This window comes from Streptomyces spiroverticillatus (assembly GCA_014650415.1).
Lineage (GTDB): Bacteria > Actinomycetota > Actinomycetes > Streptomycetales > Streptomycetaceae > Streptomyces > Streptomyces spiroverticillatus.
In genome coordinates this window covers 30,877-48,102 of sequence record BMUX01000026.1, presented here as the reverse complement: position 1 = coordinate 48,102, position 17,226 = coordinate 30,877, and the positions used below count along the sequence as shown (strand labels likewise).

The 17,226-nt window shown below is 71.6% G+C and carries 8 protein-coding genes; all 8 read left to right on the top strand.

The features are described 5' to 3' along the window. The first annotated feature begins 4 nt into the window (after positions 1-4). The 8 genes from IE269_RS38775 to IE269_RS38740 all read left to right on the top strand — a co-directional run bounded on the left by IE269_RS38775 (position 5) and on the right by IE269_RS38740 (position 17,192). Positions 5-1,303, top strand: coding sequence for a DUF418 domain-containing protein (locus tag IE269_RS38775; protein WP_189828034.1), 1,299 nt, complete (start codon positions 5-7; stop codon positions 1,301-1,303). Then, positions 1,300-2,373, top strand: coding sequence for a glucose-1-phosphate thymidylyltransferase (locus IE269_RS38770; protein ID WP_189828033.1), 1,074 nt, complete (start codon positions 1,300-1,302; stop codon positions 2,371-2,373). Before IE269_RS38775 ends, IE269_RS38770 begins: the two co-directional genes overlap by 4 nt. Positions 2,374-2,383: 10 nt before the next feature. Then, on the top strand, positions 2,384-3,355 hold the full coding sequence (gene rfbB / locus IE269_RS38765; RefSeq protein ID WP_189828032.1) for a dTDP-glucose 4,6-dehydratase: 972 nt from the start codon (positions 2,384-2,386) through the stop codon (positions 3,353-3,355). 378 nt (positions 3,356-3,733) lie between these two features. Then, the gene (locus IE269_RS38760; RefSeq protein ID WP_189828031.1) at positions 3,734-5,011 is read left to right on the top strand and encodes an NAD(P)/FAD-dependent oxidoreductase; all 1,278 of its coding nucleotides are present in this window, start codon (positions 3,734-3,736) and stop codon (positions 5,009-5,011) included. Positions 5,012-5,051: 40 nt separating this feature from the next. Further along, entirely contained in the window at positions 5,052-6,311 is a 1,260-nt protein-coding gene (locus tag IE269_RS38755) for a cation:proton antiporter domain-containing protein (protein WP_189828030.1), read from the top strand. A gap of 57 nt (positions 6,312-6,368) precedes the next feature. Then, complete coding sequence (locus IE269_RS38750) at positions 6,369-9,107, top strand: BREX system ATP-binding domain-containing protein (protein WP_189828029.1); 2,739 nt, start codon at positions 6,369-6,371, stop codon at positions 9,105-9,107. Positions 9,108-9,137: 30 nt separating this feature from the next. Continuing rightward, on the top strand, positions 9,138-10,811 hold the full coding sequence (locus IE269_RS38745) for an NAD(P)/FAD-dependent oxidoreductase (protein WP_229898563.1): 1,674 nt from the start codon (positions 9,138-9,140) through the stop codon (positions 10,809-10,811). Between the two features lie 138 nt (positions 10,812-10,949). Next, positions 10,950-17,192 (top strand): type I polyketide synthase, encoded by a 6,243-nt coding sequence (locus IE269_RS38740; RefSeq protein WP_189828028.1) that lies wholly within the window; start codon positions 10,950-10,952, stop codon positions 17,190-17,192. Positions 17,193-17,226 lie beyond the last annotated feature (34 nt).

Sequence of the window (17,226 nt, the reverse complement as noted above, 5' to 3'; positions counted from 1 at the left end):
CGGCATGTCGACGCGCCACACGGTGAGTCCGTCGATCGCACGACGAGAGGCGACCGCCACGGAGCGCTCTCCCGCACCCGACATCGCGCGGGGATTCATGCTGCTCCTCATCGCCCTGGCCCACGCACCGATGTACGTGACGACCAGCGCCCCGGGCGTGGTGACGCACCCGACGGGCGGCGACGCCCTCGACCGCACGATCACCTTCCTCAGCTTGGATCTGGTCGACAACCGGGCGTACCCGATGTTCGCCGCCCTGTTCGGCTACGGCATGGCGATGCTGGTCATGCGCCAGCGGGCGGCCGGGACCACGGCGCCCGCCGCCGCCCGACTGCTGCGCAGGCGCGGGGTGTTCCTCTTCCTCTTCGGCTTCGTGCACTTCGTCCTGATCTTTCCGGCCGACATCCTCGCGCCCTACGGTGTCGCGGCGCTGGCCCTCGGCTGGCTGTTCGTCCGCAGCGACCGGGCCCTGCACAAGGGGGTGGTGATCACTGCCGTCGCGGCGACCGTCCTGACGGTCCTGATGGCGGTGGCGACCGCCCTGGAGGCCAGTGGCAGCGGCGAGCACCCCCGAGGGACGGTCTGGGCCCAGGACTACGGGGCCGCGGTCGTCGAACGGCTGTCCCAGGCGCCCCTCGCCTCGCTGCACATCCTGCTGGCGTGGCCCATCCCCGCCGCCATCCTGGTCGGCGCCGTGGCCGCGCGCAGGCGCTACCTCGACGACCCGGCCCGCCACCGCGCCGTACTCGGCCGCACCGTCCTGATCGGCGGGACCGTCTCGGTGGCCGGTGGCGTACCGCTGGCGCTGATCGGCGCCGGTGCCTGGCAGGCGGGCGACCTGGCCCAGGGGGCGATGACCGCCCTGCACGTGATCACCGGCTTCGCGGGCGGGCTCGCCTACGCGGCCGCGTTCGGGCTGTTCGCCGCCCGGCTCCAGGACCGGGGGCGCTCTCCGGGAGCGGTGGCGTCAGCCCTGGCGGCCGTGGGCCGACGGTCGCTGACGTGCTATCTGCTCCAGTCCTCCCTCCTGGCACTGGTCCTCGCACGCGTCGCCTTCGGCGTCGGGGACCGCATCGAGGCCACCGGGGCGGCCGCCATCGGCATCGGCGCGTGGCTCACGGTGCTCGTCGTGGCCGTCGTACTGGAACGGGCAGGCCTGCGCGGGCCGTTGGACGCGCTGATGCGCCGCCTCGTCTACGGCAGGCCCGGCGGGCGGGCGGCCGCGCCGGTGCCACCGGACCCGGCCTCCTCGGACGCCCGGCCCGCAGAGCAGCAGGAGCCGACCACGAGGGTCGAGTCGTGAAGGCGCTCGTCCTGGCCGGCGGCACCGGCACCCGACTGCGGCCCTTCAGCCACACGATGCCCAAGCAGCTCATCCCGGTCGCCAACAAGCCCGTACTCGTCCACATCCTCGAGGACATCCGGGCCCAGGGGATCAGCGAGGTGGGCATCGTCGTCGGGGGACACGCCGCCGACATGGCCGAGACGCTCGGGGACGGCTCCGCGCTCGGGCTGCGGATCACCTACCTCCACCAGGACGCTCCCCGGGGCCTGGCCCACTGCGTGGTCGTCGCCCGGGACTTCCTGGGCGACGCGGACTTCGTGATGTACCTCGGCGACAACATGCTGCCGCAGGGCATCGCGCCGGTCGTGGACGACTTCCGTGCCGGAGGGGCCCCGGCCCAGCTCGCGGTCCAGTCCGTGGCCGACCCGAGGGCCTTCGGCGTGGCCGAACTGGGCGAGGGCCGACGGGTGCGGCGGGTGGTGGAGAAGCCCGTCCGCCCCGTCAGCGACCTGGCGCTCATCGGCGTCTACGTCTTCTCCCCACAAGTGCACGACGCGGTCGCGGCGATCACGCCCAGCGCACGCGGCGAACTGGAGATCACCGACGCGGTCCAGTGGCTGATCACCCAGGGGCACGAGGTGCGGGCCTCTTGCTACGAGGGCTACTGGCGGGACATGGGCACGGTCGACGACGTACTGGAGTGCAACCGTGAACTGTTGCGTTCCCTGACCACCTCGGTGCAGGGCCGGGTCGACGGGGCCAGCCTGCTCGTGGGACCGGTGGAGATCGGCGAGGGCAGCAGCGTGACCAACTCGCGCATCACCGGCCCCGTGAGCATCGGCCGGGGCGTCGTCATCAAGGACAGCTGCGTGGGACCGGACACCACGGTCGGCGACCACTGCACGCTGAGCGGAGCAGGCGTGTCCTACTCGATCGTCCTGGAGGCGGCGTCGATCAGCGACGTCGAGGACCTGCACGGTTCGGTCATCGGCAGAGCCGCCCAGATCGCGTCCGCGGGGGTCAGCGGCCGGCACCACCGGCTGATGGTCGGCGACCACGCGAGCGTGCACATGCTGACGAGCCGATGAGGCGGACCCCATGAGAATCCTGGTGACGGGCGGGGCGGGCTTCATCGGATCGTGTTACGTACGGGCAGTGCTCGACGGCGCCTACGCGGGCTACGAGGACGCCCACGTCACGGTCCTGGACCTGATGACCTACGCGGCCAACCGGGCCAACCTGCCCCTGGACCACCCTCGGCTCACCTTCGTACAGGGCGATGTCTGCGACGCCGCGACGCTCCTGGCACTGCTGCCGGGACAGGACGCCGTCGTCCACTTCGCCGCCGAGTCGCACGTGGACCGCTCGCTCGAAGCACCCGCCGAATTCGTGCGGACGAATGTGGCCGGCACGCAGACCCTGATGGAGGCGTGCCTGCGCGCGGAGGTGCCCCGAGTCCTGCACGTCTCCACGGACGAGGTCTACGGGTCGATCGACGAGGGCTCGTGGACGGAGGGGTGGGCACTGGACCCCAGTTCGCCGTACGCCGCGACCAAGGCCGGCAGCGACCTGCTCGTCGGCTCGTACTGGCACAGCCACGGCCTGGACGTGTCGGTGAGCCGCTGCTCCAACAACTACGGGCCCCACCAGCACGTGGAGAAGCTCATCCCGCTCTTCACCACCCGGCTGCTCGCGGGCCGGTCCGTGCCGCTGTACGGCGACGGGAGGAACGTACGCGAGTGGATGCACGTGGCGGACCACTGCCGCGCCCTCCAGCTCATCCTCACCAAGGGCCGGGGCGGCGAGACCTACAACGTCGGCGGAGGAACGCCGCTGACCAACTGCGCGGTCACCGAACGTCTGCTGGCCCTGTGCGGCGCAACGCAGGACCAGGTGCGCCGGACGCCCGACCGGAAGGGGCACGACCGGCGGTACTCCCTGGACGGGTCCAAACTCCGCGAAGAACTCGGCTTCGAACCCGAGGTCCCCTTCGACGAGGGACTCGCGGAAACAGTCGCCTGGTACCGCGAGAACCCCCAGTGGTGGAGCACGGCCAACCGGTCTAGTTGATGTCCTTCAGAGCAACACGGGAGATGACGCGGGCAGCGCCGCTGTCCCACACTTGGTGGGCACGGCAGGATTTCCGGGGACGAAAAGAATGAAATTCCGGACAAGAAGTCCGCACCGGTGAAAATCTGTCGCCGCCCAGCGCCCGCGAGCGTGCTGCGCGGCGGTTCTCCCGGCTTCCAAACGGCAGTTCAGGGGGTTGCCGGGCATGCATATGCGCCTTCCCGCGGATGGTCGGAAGCCACTGGAGTCGTGTCCGAAAAGGACATCCAGAAATACTCCAGAAGACGTTCATGGCCCCGGCTTCACACTTTGAGGAATGCCCATGCGCGCTCCGCGCAAGGCGGTGCAGCGTTCGTTCATGCAAGGAGAGGAAACTTAATGTCGTCCACTCTCTTCGGGGTACCGGAAGAATTCGACGCCATCGTCATCGGCGGCGGTCCGGCCGGCTCCACCACGGCGGGACTTCTCGCCAAGCGCGGCCACCGCGTCCTCCTGCTCGACCGCGACCGGTTCCCCCGCTATCACGTCGGAGAGTCACTGATCCCCGCCTTCATGCGGCCCATGCAGGAACTCGGCCTGACCGAGCGCATGGACGCCCGCGGCTTTGAACGCAAGTACGGCGGCACCCTGGTCTGGGGCAACGCACAGGTGCCGTGGAACTTCTCCTTCATCGAGGGCACCGCCCACGAGTACGCGTACCACACCCGGCGTGCCGACATGGACTCGCTGATCCTGGACCGGGCCCGCGAGCTGGGCGCCTTCATCCTCGAAGAGGCCACCGTCAAGGAGCCCATCGAGACCGACGGACGCGTCACCGGGGTCCGGTACACGCTGCGGGGCGCGGACGGCATGCACGAGGCACGGGCGAAGCTCGTCATCGACGCCTCGGGCCAGGCACGCCTGCTCAGCCGCAAGTACGCGGACGTCACCTGGCACGAGGAACTGCGCAACGTCGCGGTCTGGACGTACTTCGACAACTGCGAGCGCCTGCCCGGCGACGAGTACACCAACATCCTCATCGAAGGCCTCGACGAGGGCTGGTTCTGGGCGATACCGATCGACAAGGGCACCATCAGCGTCGGCTACGTGACGCGCTCCGAGGAGGCCAACAAGGAGGGCCGCTCCCTCCAGGACCTGTTCTGGGAAGAGGTGGACAAGTCCACCAAGCTCAAGAAGATGCTCGCCAGCTCCAACCAGGCCGCGGGCTGGCGCACCGCGCGCGACTGGTCGTACACGAGCAACAGCTTCACCGGCAACGGCTGGGTGTGCGTCGGTGACTCCGCCGCCTTCGTGGACCCGCTGTTCTCCACCGGTGTCGCGCTCGCGACGCTGGCCGGCAGCACCCTGGCGCGGATCGTCGACCAGATCATCCAGCACCCGGAGATCGAGGAGCAGGCGCTCAAGCGCTACGTCACGGCGTACCGCGCCTTCTTCGACGAGATCCGCACCTTCGTCGAACGCTTCTACGACCGCTCGAAGTACAAGGAGTTCTACCACAGCCTCGCCACGGAGATGGTCGACCCCGACCGCGAGCGCACCCCGTCCGCCAACTTCGTGCAGCTGATCTCCGGTCTCAGCGGAAAGCACCCGATGCTCACCCTCACGCTCGACGACCTCGTCGGTCCGAGCGACGAATCGGCCTCCGCACAGGGCTGACCACCACCTCCGGAAGAAGGATGAGAGGCACGCCTCGCCCATGAGCAGCCACCAGGTGCAACTACTCTTCGTCGATCTCGGGTTGATCCTCTTCTTGGCACGCGGTCTCGGACACCTCGCGACCCGGGTCAATCAGCCGGCTGTGGTCGGGGAGATCGTTGCGGGCGTACTTCTGGGCCCCACACTCTTCAACGGAGCGATCTCCGAACTGCTCTTCCCCGACGCCGTCCGCCCGATGCTCACGGCCATGGCGGACGTCGGCGTCGCTCTGTTCATGTTCGCCGTCGGCCTGGAGCTCGAAGGCTCCACCCTGAGGGGCCGCAGCCGGGTCACCGGCGGTGCGATCCTCGGCTCCACCGTCGCGCCGTTCATGCTGGGCATCGGGCTCGCCGTCTATCTGATGCGCACCCACGAGGTCACCAACACCGCCGCGTTCGTGGTGTTCGTGGGGCTCTCGGTCTCGGTGACGGCGTTCCCCGTGCTGGCCAGGATCCTCACCGAACGCGGTCTCAGCAAGACCGCGGTCGGCGGGATCGCCCTCGCCACGGCGGCCTCCGTGGACGTCGTCGCCTGGAGCGCCCTCGCGGGCATCCAGGCGACGGTCGGCGGTGGCGGCGAGCACTGGAGGGCGATGCTCGCCCTGCCCTACCTGGTCGCGATGATGTACCTCGTACGACCGGCGCTGCGTGCGCTGTTCGTCAAGGACGGCAAGGCCGTCGCCTTCGCCCCCTGGCATCTGGCCCTGGTCTTCATCGGCGTCATGCTGTCCGGCGCGGCGACCGAGGCCATGGGCATGCACTTCATCTTCGGCGCCTTCCTGTTCGGCACGGTCATGCCCCGCGAGAAGACCCTCGCCCTGCGGACCGAGATCCACGACCGCACGGCACAGGTCACCACCCTGCTGCTGCCCGTCTACTTCGTGGTGGCCGGCCTCAAGGTGGACCTCGGCTCGCTGCGCGCCGCGGACCTGGCCGAACTGGGCGTAATCCTGCTGGTCGCGGTGGCCGGCAAATTCGGCGGGACCTACCTCGGGGCCCGCAGCCAGGGACTGCCACCACGGCCCTCCACCGCACTCGGTGTGCTGATGAACACCCGGGGCCTGACCGAACTGGTCATCCTCGGCGTCGGGCTCCAACTGGGCCTGCTCGACACCGGGTTGTACTCCCTCATGGTCGTCATGGCCGTGGTCACCACGGCGATGACCGGACCGCTGCTGTCGCTCGTCTACCGCAAACCCGTGGAGGTTCCCCGGGCTCCGGGCTCCTCGAAGCCGGAGCTCATGACCTCTTCTTCGACGTAGGAAATCGACGCAGGAAATCCGACGCAGGAAATCCCACGCAGGAAAGGAGGGAAGACCATGCGGCTGGTCGGACTCGACCGGGAACTCTCCGAGCTCGTGGAACTGCTCCGCACCTGCCTCGACGGTGCGGGCGGCGCGACCGTCGTCGGCGGTGCCATGGGCTGCGGCAAGACGGAACTGCTCGCCGCACTGAAGACCGAGGCGGCGGACCGGGGATTCCTGGTCCTGGACGCGGTCGGTTCGTGGCCCGAGCGCCGGTCGCCCGGCAGCGTCCTGCGCCAACTGCTCCGCTCCGCCTCCGCCCCGCCGGGGGCCGGCACGCTCCTCGACGGCCTCCGCACAACCGGCGAGGCGGCCGCGGAGGAGACGGACGACCTGTCGAGGCCCCTCGACGCCGCCACCACCGATGTCCTGCACCAACTGTGCGAGGAGGTGGTCCGCGCCTCGGAACGCGTGCCCGTCCTGCTGTGCGTGGACGACGTCCAGTTCACCGACTCCCTCTCGCTGCACTGGCTGCTGCACCTGATCCGCCGGCTGCGGCGGGCCCGGGTGGTGCTCGCGCTCACCGAATGCCCGCTGTCACGCCCCACCCATCCGCAACTGCACGCGGCACTGCTGCGCCAACCCCACTACCGCAGCCTCACCCTGGGCACGCTGTCGCCCGCCGGGACCACGGCCCTCCTCGCCGCCCACCGGGGCACCGCACCCGACCCGGGCTTCGCCGAACGGTGCCACCAGGTCAGCGGGGGCAACCCGTTGCTCGTACGGGCACTGCTGGAGGACTCCCGCGCCGGCTGCGACCCCACCACGGTCGTGGTCGGCGACACCTTCGGCGACACGCTGCTGAGCTGCCTGCACCGTGGACGGCCCGCCCTGCTGCGCATCGCCCGCACGCTGGCCGCACTGGACGGCGACATCCACGCACCCCGCCCGCTCGCACGCCTGAGCGGTCTCGAACCGGCCGCCGTCGTCCGGGGCATCCGGGCACTGGAGTCCGCGGGACTGCTGGACGGGTTCCGGCTGCGGCACCCCGTCGCCGCCCAGGCCGTGCTGGAGGGCCTGAGCGCCACGGAGCGCAGCGCGCTGCACCGCGAGGCCGCCGCGCTCTGCTACGCGGACGGCGTCGCCGCCACCCGCACCGCCCGTCACCTGCGCAACTGCGCCACCGACGAGGAAACGCTGCCCTGGGCGGTCCCCCTGCTGCGGGAGGCGGCCGAGCGGCACCTGAACGGCAACCAGGTGGCAGAGGCCCACTCCTGCCTGGAGGCCGCCCTGCGCTTCGGCGGCGACGACGGCGAACGGGTCGCCCTGCGCGCCCTGCTGGCCTCCACCTCCTGGATGCTCAACCCGTCGATCAGCACCCCGCACCTGGGCGAGCTGGCGATCGCACTCGGTGACGGGCGGCTGTCCGTCCGGCACACCCTGATGCTGGCCAAGTACCTGCTGTGGCACGGCCGTTTCGACGAGGCGGTCCGGGCCGTCGCCTCGATGGACGACCGGGACGCGTGCACCGACCCCGAGTACGCGGCAGAGGTGCGCGCGACCCGGGAACTGCTGTCCGTCACCTATCCGGTGGTGCTGGCCCCCGCCCGGTGCGAGCCCTCGTACGACGAACCGCGCTCACGGAGCGCCCTGGCGCTCTCTCGGGTGTTGGCACAGGGGCCCGACGAGAGCGCCGTGGCCGACGCGGAGAAGGCGCTGCGGGCCATGCGGCTCGGCAAGCACACACAGGAGTGGCTGATGTGCGCGGTGGCGGCGCTGTCCTTCGGTGACCGGCTCGACAGCGCCGGCCGCTGGTGCGACCACCTGCTGGAGGAGGCCAGGGCCCGCAAAGTCCCGCTGTGGGCCGCCGAGTTCGCCTCCCTGCGGGCCGGCATCGCGCTGCGGCAGGGAGACCTGACCCGGGCCCGGGCACTGGCCGAGACCGCGCTCACCCAGGTGCCCGCGGACAGCTGGGGCGTGTGCATCGGGGGCCCGCTGGCCAACCTGATCCAGGCCGCCGTCGACGCCCGCGACTTCGCCTCCGCCGCCGAATACGTGGCGCAGCCCGTACCCGACGGCATGTTCTCCAGCCGGTTCGGTCTCTACTACCTGCACGCCCGCGGCTGCTTCCACCTGGAGACGGGACGCCCCTACGCCGCCCTCGACGACTTCACCCGCTGCGGCGAGCTGATGCAGGACTGGGGATTCGACCAGCCGACCCTGCTGCCGTGGCGCAGCAGCGCGGCCCGCGCCCACCTCGCCCTCGCCGACGTAAGGGCGGCCCGTGCGCTCGCGGAGGAACAGCTCGCCCTCGCGGGGACGGGGCTCTCCCGGGCGCGGGGAATCTCCCTGCGGGTCTGCGCCGCCACCCGCCAACCCGGCGCCCGCAGGGCTCTGCTGGAGGAAGCGGTGACCAACCTCCGCCACAGCGGCGACCGGTTGCAGCTCGCGGGCGCCCTGGGCCAGCTGGGCCGTGAGTACACGGCCGCCAAGGACGCCCCGCGGGCCCGCGCCGTACTGGAGGAGTCGACGCGCCTGGAGCGGGAGTGCGGCACCGGAGCGCCCGCTCCCTGCCCCGGGTCCTGGGCCCCCGGATTCCCGGAGCGGGACGTGGAACTGGGCCGGCTGAGCGGCGCCGAACGGCGGGTCGTCGCCCTCGCCGCGCACGGCCGGACCAACAGGGAGATCGCCGGCCTGCTCACCGTCACGGTGAGCACAGTCGAGCAGCACCTCACCAAGGCCTTCCGGAAGCTGGGCGTCCGGACCCGCAAGGAACTGCCGAGGACCCACTTCCCGGAAGCGGCAGCGAGATGAGCAGGCACCACGTACAACGACGAGAGACAGGTGAGCGACTTGCCGCGCAAGGACTCGAAGAGCACCCGGAGCGATCAGTACGACGTGGCGATACTCGGCAGCGGAATGGCCGGCGGCATGCTGGGCGCGGTACTCGCCCGCAACGGCGTCAAGGTCCTGCTGCTCGACGCGGGCACGCACCCGCGCTTCGCCGTCGGTGAATCGACCATTCCCTACACCTCGGGCATGACCCGGCTGATCGCCGACCGCTACAAGGTCCCCGAACTGGAGGCCCTGTCCAGCTTCAAGGGGATCCGCAAGGAAGTCTCCCGCAACTGCGGCCAGAAGCAGAACTTCGGCTTCGTCTACCACCGGGAGGGACAGCCGCAGAATCCCGCGGAGGTCAACCAACTGGTCGTCCCCTCGCTCCTGCGGACCGAGACGCACCTGTTCCGGCAGGACATCGACGCCTACCTCTTCCACCTCGCGGTGAAGTACGGAGCCGTACCCCAACTGGCCACCCGCATCGCGGACATCGAGATCGACCCCGACACCGGCGCGGTGCTGCGCACCGAGGCGGGCAAGGAGTTCCGCGCGAGCTACGTGGTCGACGGCAGCGGCTTCCGCTCCCCGCTGGCGGAGAAGTTCGACCTGCGGGAGACGCCCACCCGGGCACGCACCCACTCGCGCAGCCTCTTCACGCACATGGTCGGCGTGCGCCCGTACGACCAGTCGCCCAACGGCCGCAAGCACAAGCAGCCCAACCCGTGGCACAACGGCACCCTGCACCACGTCTTCGACGGCGGCTGGCTGTGGGTCATCCCCTTCGACAACCACGAGGACTCGCTCAATCCGCTGTGCAGCGTCGGCCTGACCCTCGACCCGCGCGTGTTCCCCAAGGGGGAGGCCACGGCGGAGCAGGAGTTCGACGACTTCCTGAAGCGGTTCCCGGAGATCGCCTGGCAGTTCCAGGGCGCCAAGGCGGTCCGGCCGTGGGTCTCCACCGGCCGGCTCCAGTACTCGGCCAAGCAGGTCGTGGGGGAGCGCTTCTGCCTCACCTCGCACGCCGCCGGGTTCATCGACGCGCTCTACTCGCGCGGCCTGACCAACACGATGGAACTGGTCAACGCCCTCGGCTGGCGGCTGATCGCCGCCTCCCGCGACGGCGACTGGTCGCTGGAGCGCTTCTCGTACCTGGAGAGCCTCCAGCAGGGGCTGTTCGACTTCCACGACAACCTCGTCTACAGCTCTTTCGTGGGCTTCCGCGACTACGACCTGTGGAACGCGGTCAACCGGACCTGGATGCTCGGCACCATGCTCGGAAACGTGATGCTGGAGGACGCCTACTACCGGTACGACACCACGGGCGACGCCCAGGTGTTCCTGGACCTCGAACAGAGCAAGCATCCCGGATCGCCGCTGCCGGTCAGTTCCGGATTCAATGAGATGGGAATTCTCACCCGGGATCTCTGCGAAGCCGTCGAGGACGGAAAGATGGAGCCGGGGGAGGCGGCGAAAAAGATTCTCCGGCATATCGAGCAGGCCGACTTCATCTCGCCTTCGTTCCGGCTCGGGAACGAGCGAACGCGGTGCTTCGCCATGAGTCCGGGCAAGATGGCGGTGAATGCCGTCTGGTCGCGCCGGGAGGCGCCGCCCGAGATCGGACCGCGCATGATCAACGCCAGTAAGGGGCTCGTCAGGACGCGCCTGCGGGACTTCAAGTAGCCCCAGGAGCGCGGCCCCCGGGCGTCTAGGGGGCGCACGGGGAACACCCCTGGAGAATCAGGGGTGTTCCCCCTTTCCAGGTTGATATAAATTCGTGGAGTCACTTCAGAATTCGGATTCTAGGCAAGAGGACAACGAATGGACGCGAATGCAGAACGTGCCCCGGGAGACCTCGTAGCCATTGTGGGAATGGCCGGAAAATTCCCGGGAGCGCCCGATGTCGAGAGCCTTTGGAATCTGATGATGGAAGGCGGGGACGGTATCGTTCCCGTGCCCCTCGAGCGTTGGGACAGCACGGCACAGCTCGACCCCGAGAGGGAAATACAGGCGGTCGGCGGCTTCCTGGACGGCGTGGACCGCTTCGACGCCGGATTCTTCGGCATCTCCCCCCGGGAGGCCGAGGCCATCGACCCGCAGCAACGCCTGATGCTGGAAGTGGGCTGGCGCGCCCTCGAGGACGCCGGCCAGCCGGCCGCCTCCCTCGCCGGCACCCGCACCGGTGTGTACGTGGGCGCCTCCTGGCACGACTACGAACTCCTGCGCAGGGAACGTGACGCGCAGCCCACCCCGCACAGCCTCGTCGGCAACGCGCTCGACGTGATCGCCGCCCGTCTCTCCTACTTCCTCAAGGTCCGCGGCCCCAGCATGGCGGTGGAGACCGGGTGCTCCTCCTCGCTCGTGGCACTGCACCTCGCCTGCCAGGCCCTGCGCGACGGCGAGATCGACGCCGCGGTCGTCGGCGGCACCAACCTTCTGCTCGATCCGCACGTGACCGTGGGACTCACCCACTTCGGAGCGCTCTCGCCGGACGGCCGGTGCCAGGCCTTCTCCGCCCGGGCCAACGGATTCGTCCGCGGCGAGGGCGTCGCCGCCCTCTTCGTGAAGACCCTGGAACGCGCCCTCGCCGACGGCGACCGCATCCATGGCGTGGTCGTCAACACCGTCGTCAACAACGACGGCGGCGGCGACAGCCTGGTGACCCCGAGCCCCGAGGGCCAGGAAGACCTGCTGCGCCGCGCCTACGGAGGCGGAGTCGTGCCGCAGGGCGCACCCGCGTACATCGAGGCACACGGCACCGGTACCGGGCGCGGCGACCCGATCGAGGCCACCGCCATCGGACGCGTCCTCGGCGCCGACCGCGCCGGCGACCCGCTGCTCATCGGCTCGGTGAAGACGAACATCGGGCACCTCGAAGCCGGCGCGGGCCTGGCCGGCCTCTTCAAGATCCTGCTCGCGCTCAAGCACCGCACGGTGCCCCCCAGCCTGCACTCCGCCGAACTCAACCCGGCCATCGCCTTCGACGACCTCCACGTGAAGGTGGTGCGCGAGGCGACCCCCCTGCCTGCGACCGGCCCCCTCTACCTCGGGGTCAACTCCTTCGGCTGGGGCGGCACCAACGCCCACGTGGTTATCACGAACCCGCCCCAGACCACTGCGGACCCGACCCCGCGCACCCTCCCCGGCACCGGGCTGCCCGCCGTGCTGCCCCTGTCGGCCAAGGACACCCACACCCTCGGTCTGCGCGCCGCGGAACTGGCGGACCCGGTGCCGGAGACCACCGAGAAGATCACCGCCCGGGCCGGTGTCCTCGCCCACCGCCGCGACCACTTCCCCCACCGCGCCGCCCTGGTCGCCCCCGAGGGCCCCGAACAGTTACGGACCGGCCTGCTCGCCCTCGCCGCCGCACCCGACGCCGCACCCACCGCGCCCGGCCTCACGACCGGAACCGCGGTGCCCCGCGGCGGCACCGCCTTCGTCTTCCCCGGGCAGGGCTCCCAGTGGCACGGCATGGGCGTCGAACTCTTCCGCGACAGCCCGCTGTTCGCCTCCGTCGTCACCCGCTGCGCCGAGGCCCTGCGCCCCCACACCGACTGGGACCTGCTGAAGATCTTCACCGGCGAGGCCGACGACGCGTGGACGACCCGGATCGACATGCTCCAGCCCACCCTGTGGGCCATGTCGCTGGGTCTCGCCGAACTCTGGCGGGCTTCGGGCGTCGAGCCGGACGTCGTCCTGGGCCACAGCCAGGGCGAGATCACCGCGGCGACACTCGCCGGAGTCCTCAGCTACGAGGACGCCGCCCTGGTCATGGCCCGGCGCAGCGCCATCGCCCGCCGCACGTCCGGACTCGGGCGGATGCTGGCCGTGGACCTGGACCGGGAGGCCGCGCTGGCCGCACTCGAAGGCTTCGAGGACAGCGTTTCCCTCGCCGTGCACAACGGCCCCCACTCCTGCGTGCTCTCCGGTGAGAAGGAGGCCGTGCTGACGCTCCGGGAACTCCTCGACGCCGAGGACGTCTACTGCCGCCTGGTCAACGTCGACTACGCCTCGCACAGCCCGCAGATGGACCCCCTGCGCGAGGACCTGCTCGCCGCGCTGGAACCCGTACGCCCGCGCAACGCCGACATCGGCCTGATGTCGACCGTACGGCGACAGCGCCTGGACGGGCCCGAGATGGACGGCGCCTACTGGGTGGAGAACCTGCGCAGCCCCGTGCAGTTCGCGGACGCCATGGGCGCACTGCTCGACGAGGGCATCACCCACGTCGTCGAGATCAGCCCGCACGCCGTCCTCGCCCCGGCCGTCGAACAACTGGTCGCCGACCGGAGCGGTGCGGCGGCGGTCCTCACCACTATGCGCCGCCACCACGGCAGCGCCGCCGACCTCGCCGAGGCCCTCGGCCGGGCCTACGTGGCAGGCCTCGAACCGTTCGGCGACCTGCCCCGCACCGCCGACGCCCCCGTGCCCGGATACCCGCTGCGCGACGACCGCCACTGGACCGCCGAACGCCCCCGGGGCTCCGGCGCGGCACGCGGCTTCGACGCCCCGCTGCTGCCCGCTGCCGGGGACGACGACGCATGGCACGCACCCCTGGAACTCTCCCTCAACAGCCTGCCCTGGCTGGCCGACCACCAGGTGCACGGCACCCCCGTACTGCCCGGCGCGGGCATGCTCGCCGTGGCCGTCAACACGGCACAGGCGCTCCCCGGCCCCGGCGTGCACCGGTGGGAGAAGCTCCGCTTCCGCAAGGAGGTGGCGCTGACCGAGGACATCACCCGCCTCACCGCCGAATGGCGGGGCACCGGAGCGGGCAGCACCTTCCGGCTGCTGACACTGACCGGGGACCGCACTGGCTGGGAAGTCAACGCCACCGTCCGCGCCGACCGACGCACCGCCCCGCGCCCGGCCCCCGGCTTCCCCGAGTGGCACGCCGGCCACGAACCGGCCGACACCGAGGACTTCTACCGGACGTGGGCCGCACGGGGCATCGCCTACGGTCCCGCCTTCCGCGGAATCCGGACCCTGTTCACGGACCCGGCGGGCGAACGCGCACTGGCCGAGGTCGTCCTGGCCGACCGGCTGCGCGCGGGCAACCGCGGGCGCGCCCTGCACCCCGCCCTCTGGGACGGGGCGCTCCAGGCCTCCCTCGCCCTCAGCGACTCCCACGCGCCGGGAACAGCACTGGTCCCCACCGCCGTCGCCCGCGTCGAACTGCTGGAGGCCCCCCAGGAGCCCGTCACCCGCGTCTGGTCGCACGTCGTACGGCGCGAGGAAGGCCGCTTCGACCTCCAGATCTTCGACGGCGACCACAGGCCCCTGCTGGTGATGGAGGGACTGGAACTGTCCCCGCTGCCGGGCGGGGACATCGGCGAGAACACCGACGCCGAGCGACTGCACCGTATCGAGTGGGCCGACCTGACCGCCGACCGCGAAGCGGCCGCGGCGACCGGCCACTGGCTGGTCTGCACAGCGGACGCCGACGACGCGAGGGAGCGCGGGGACAGCGCGGCCGGCCGGCTGGCCGACGCCCTGACCGCCGCCGGGACGCGCGTCACCCGGACCAGCACGGACCGGATCCCCGAGGACCTCCCCGACCGGGTGGTCTTCGTCGCCCCGGACGCCGACGCGGAAGAGCCGGCCCAGCGCCGTGCCCTCACCCGGCTCGCCGGGCTCGCCCGCGCCTGCTCCGACGCGCCCGCCCCGCCCCTGCTGACCGTGGTCACCACCCGCGCCCAGGCGGCCGTCCCCACCGACACCCCCGACCCGGGTGCCGCCCTCTTCTGGGGGTTCACCCGCGTACTGCGCCGCGAGCACGCCGAACTGCGCGCCCGGATCGTCGACATCGACCCCGCCGACGCGGACGGACCGGCCGACTGGGCCGCCGAACTCCTCACCGACACCGCGGAGGACCAGGTGGCGCTGCGGTCCGGCCGCCGGCTCGCCGCCCGGCTCACCCGCGGCGCCCCGGACGCGGACTCCGCGCTCCTGCTGCCCCCCGTACGCACGCCACGGCAGCCGTTTCGGGCCGCCGCCCGGCGGCCGGGAGCCCGGCAGCCGGTGGAGTACCTGCCGCTCGTGCGGCGTTCACCGCAGCCGGGCGAGATCGAGATCGAGATCACCGCGGTCGCCCTGGACCACGGCGACGCCTTCCGGGCCCTCGGCACGCCGCAGCCCGGGAGCGGCCCGCTGTCCCTGGGCACCGGATGCGCGGGCCGGGTCGTCGCGGTCGGCCCGGACGTGACCTCCGTCGCGCCCGGCGACCGGGTGGCGGCCTGCGCCGTCGGCGCTCTCGCCAGCCACCTCACGGTCCGCGCCGACCATGCCGTACGGGTTCCCGACGCCCTCGGCGACGCGGAGGCGGCCGCCCTGCCGCTGCCCATGGCCGCAGCCTGGTACGCCCTGTCCGACCTCGGACGGCTGCAAGCCGGAGAAGCGGTCCTGATCGACCTTCCGCCGGGCGTGGCGGCCCGGACCGCGGTCGAACAGGTCTCCCGCGTACTGGGCGCCAGGATCATCGCCACGTCCGCCGGCAGCGGCCAGGAGACGACCGTCGTGGAACCCACGGACGCCGACTGGGCGGCGACCGTGCGCACCGCGACCGGCGGGCGGGGCGTGGACCTCGTCCTCGCACCCCCCTCCGGACAGCCCGGTGACGGACGGCTGGACGTCCTGGCCCCCGGTGGCCGCTACATCGCGTTCGGCGGGACCGGCGGCCGAGCACTGGGCGCCGAGGCCTTCAGCCGGGGCATCGCCCTGTCCACCGTCGCACTGCCCGGACTCCTTGAGGACCAGGGACGCCGGTTCGCGTCCGCCCTGAAGGCCGTCTGGGAACTCGTCGCGGACGGCAAACTGGAGCCGCTCGACGTCCACACCCGCCCCATGGCCGACGTGATCGACGCCCTCCGCGAGACCGCGGCCCAGGGCGCCCGGGGACGGCGCACGGTCCTGGTCGACGCCTCCTCGGTCGACGCGGTGACCCCCCGGCCGACGGCCGACGGCCGGTTCCGTGCCGACGGCAGCTACCTGATCAGCGGCGGCCTCGGCGCGCTGGGACTGAGCCTGGCCGAATTCCTTGCCGCGCACGGCGCGGGCTCGCTCGTCCTGCTCGGACGCTCCGAGCCCACCCCCGCCGCAGCCGCCCGGATCGGCGCACTGCGCGCCACCGGCACCCTGGTCCGCACCGAACGCTGCGACCTCACCGACGCCCGGTCCGTGACCGCCGTCCTGGCCGCGGTGCGCGGCGAACTGCCCCCGCTGCGCGGCGTGGTGCACGCGGCGGGACTGCTGGAGGACGCCACCGTACGCAACCTGACACCGGACCAGGTGGAGCGCGTACTCGCCCCGAAGACGGCGGGCGCCCACCACCTCCAGGCGGCGACGACGGACGATCCGTTGGACTTCTTCGTCCTCTTCTCGTCGGCGGCAGCCCTGGTCGGCAACGCCGGTCAAGCCGCCTACGCCGCGGCCAACTCCTACCTGGACGCCTTCGCCGAAGCCCGGCGGCGACGCGGTCTGGCCGCGCTCAGCGTCCAGTGGGGCCCGTTCACCGAGGTGGGGCTCGCCGCGAGCGACGACCGGCGCGGGGCCCGCCTGGAGGAGCGCGGCATGGGCGGCTTCAGCCCCGACGAGGCCTGGCCCGCGCTCGTACGGATGCTGGAACGGGACGAGCCCGTCACCGGATACGTCCCCCTCCAGCTCCGCCAATGGTTCGACGCCTATCCCGACACCGCGGCGCTCGGCAGCTGGGAACGGCTGCACGCCGCCGCACGCTCCGGGAGCCTCGCCCCCCAGGGCGGCGACTTCCTCGCCCAGCTGCTGGCCGCCGGGCCCGAGGAGCGGCCGGCCCTCGCCGAGGGCGAGGTCCGCAGGCTCGCGGGCCGTGTCCTGCGGCTGGCGGAGGAACAGGTCACCGGCGAAGTCCCCTTCAAGCAGCTCGGACTGGACTCCCTGATGGGCCTGGAACTGCGCAACCGGCTGGAGGCCTCGTTCGGGCTCAGGCTGTCGCCGACGCTCCTGTGGTCCTACGGGACGGCGAAAGCGCTCGCCGACGCGCTGTGCGAACGGCTCGCCGAAACGTCCGACCCGTCCGCGCCCGCCTGAGCGGCCGCCCCGCAGCCCGGCCCCGGACCCCGGC

Coding starts and splice junctions, on each gene's coding strand:
- IE269_RS38775 (WP_189828034.1), top strand. CDS start 5: ATGTCGACGCGCCACACGGTGAGTCCGTCGATCGCACGACGAGAGGCG.
- rfbB (WP_189828032.1), top strand. CDS start 2,384: ATGAGAATCCTGGTGACGGGCGGGGCGGGCTTCATCGGATCGTGTTAC.
- IE269_RS38760 (WP_189828031.1), top strand. CDS start 3,734: ATGTCGTCCACTCTCTTCGGGGTACCGGAAGAATTCGACGCCATCGTC.
- IE269_RS38755 (WP_189828030.1), top strand. CDS start 5,052: ATGAGCAGCCACCAGGTGCAACTACTCTTCGTCGATCTCGGGTTGATC.
- IE269_RS38750 (WP_189828029.1), top strand. CDS start 6,369: ATGCGGCTGGTCGGACTCGACCGGGAACTCTCCGAGCTCGTGGAACTG.
- IE269_RS38740 (WP_189828028.1), top strand. CDS start 10,950: ATGGACGCGAATGCAGAACGTGCCCCGGGAGACCTCGTAGCCATTGTG.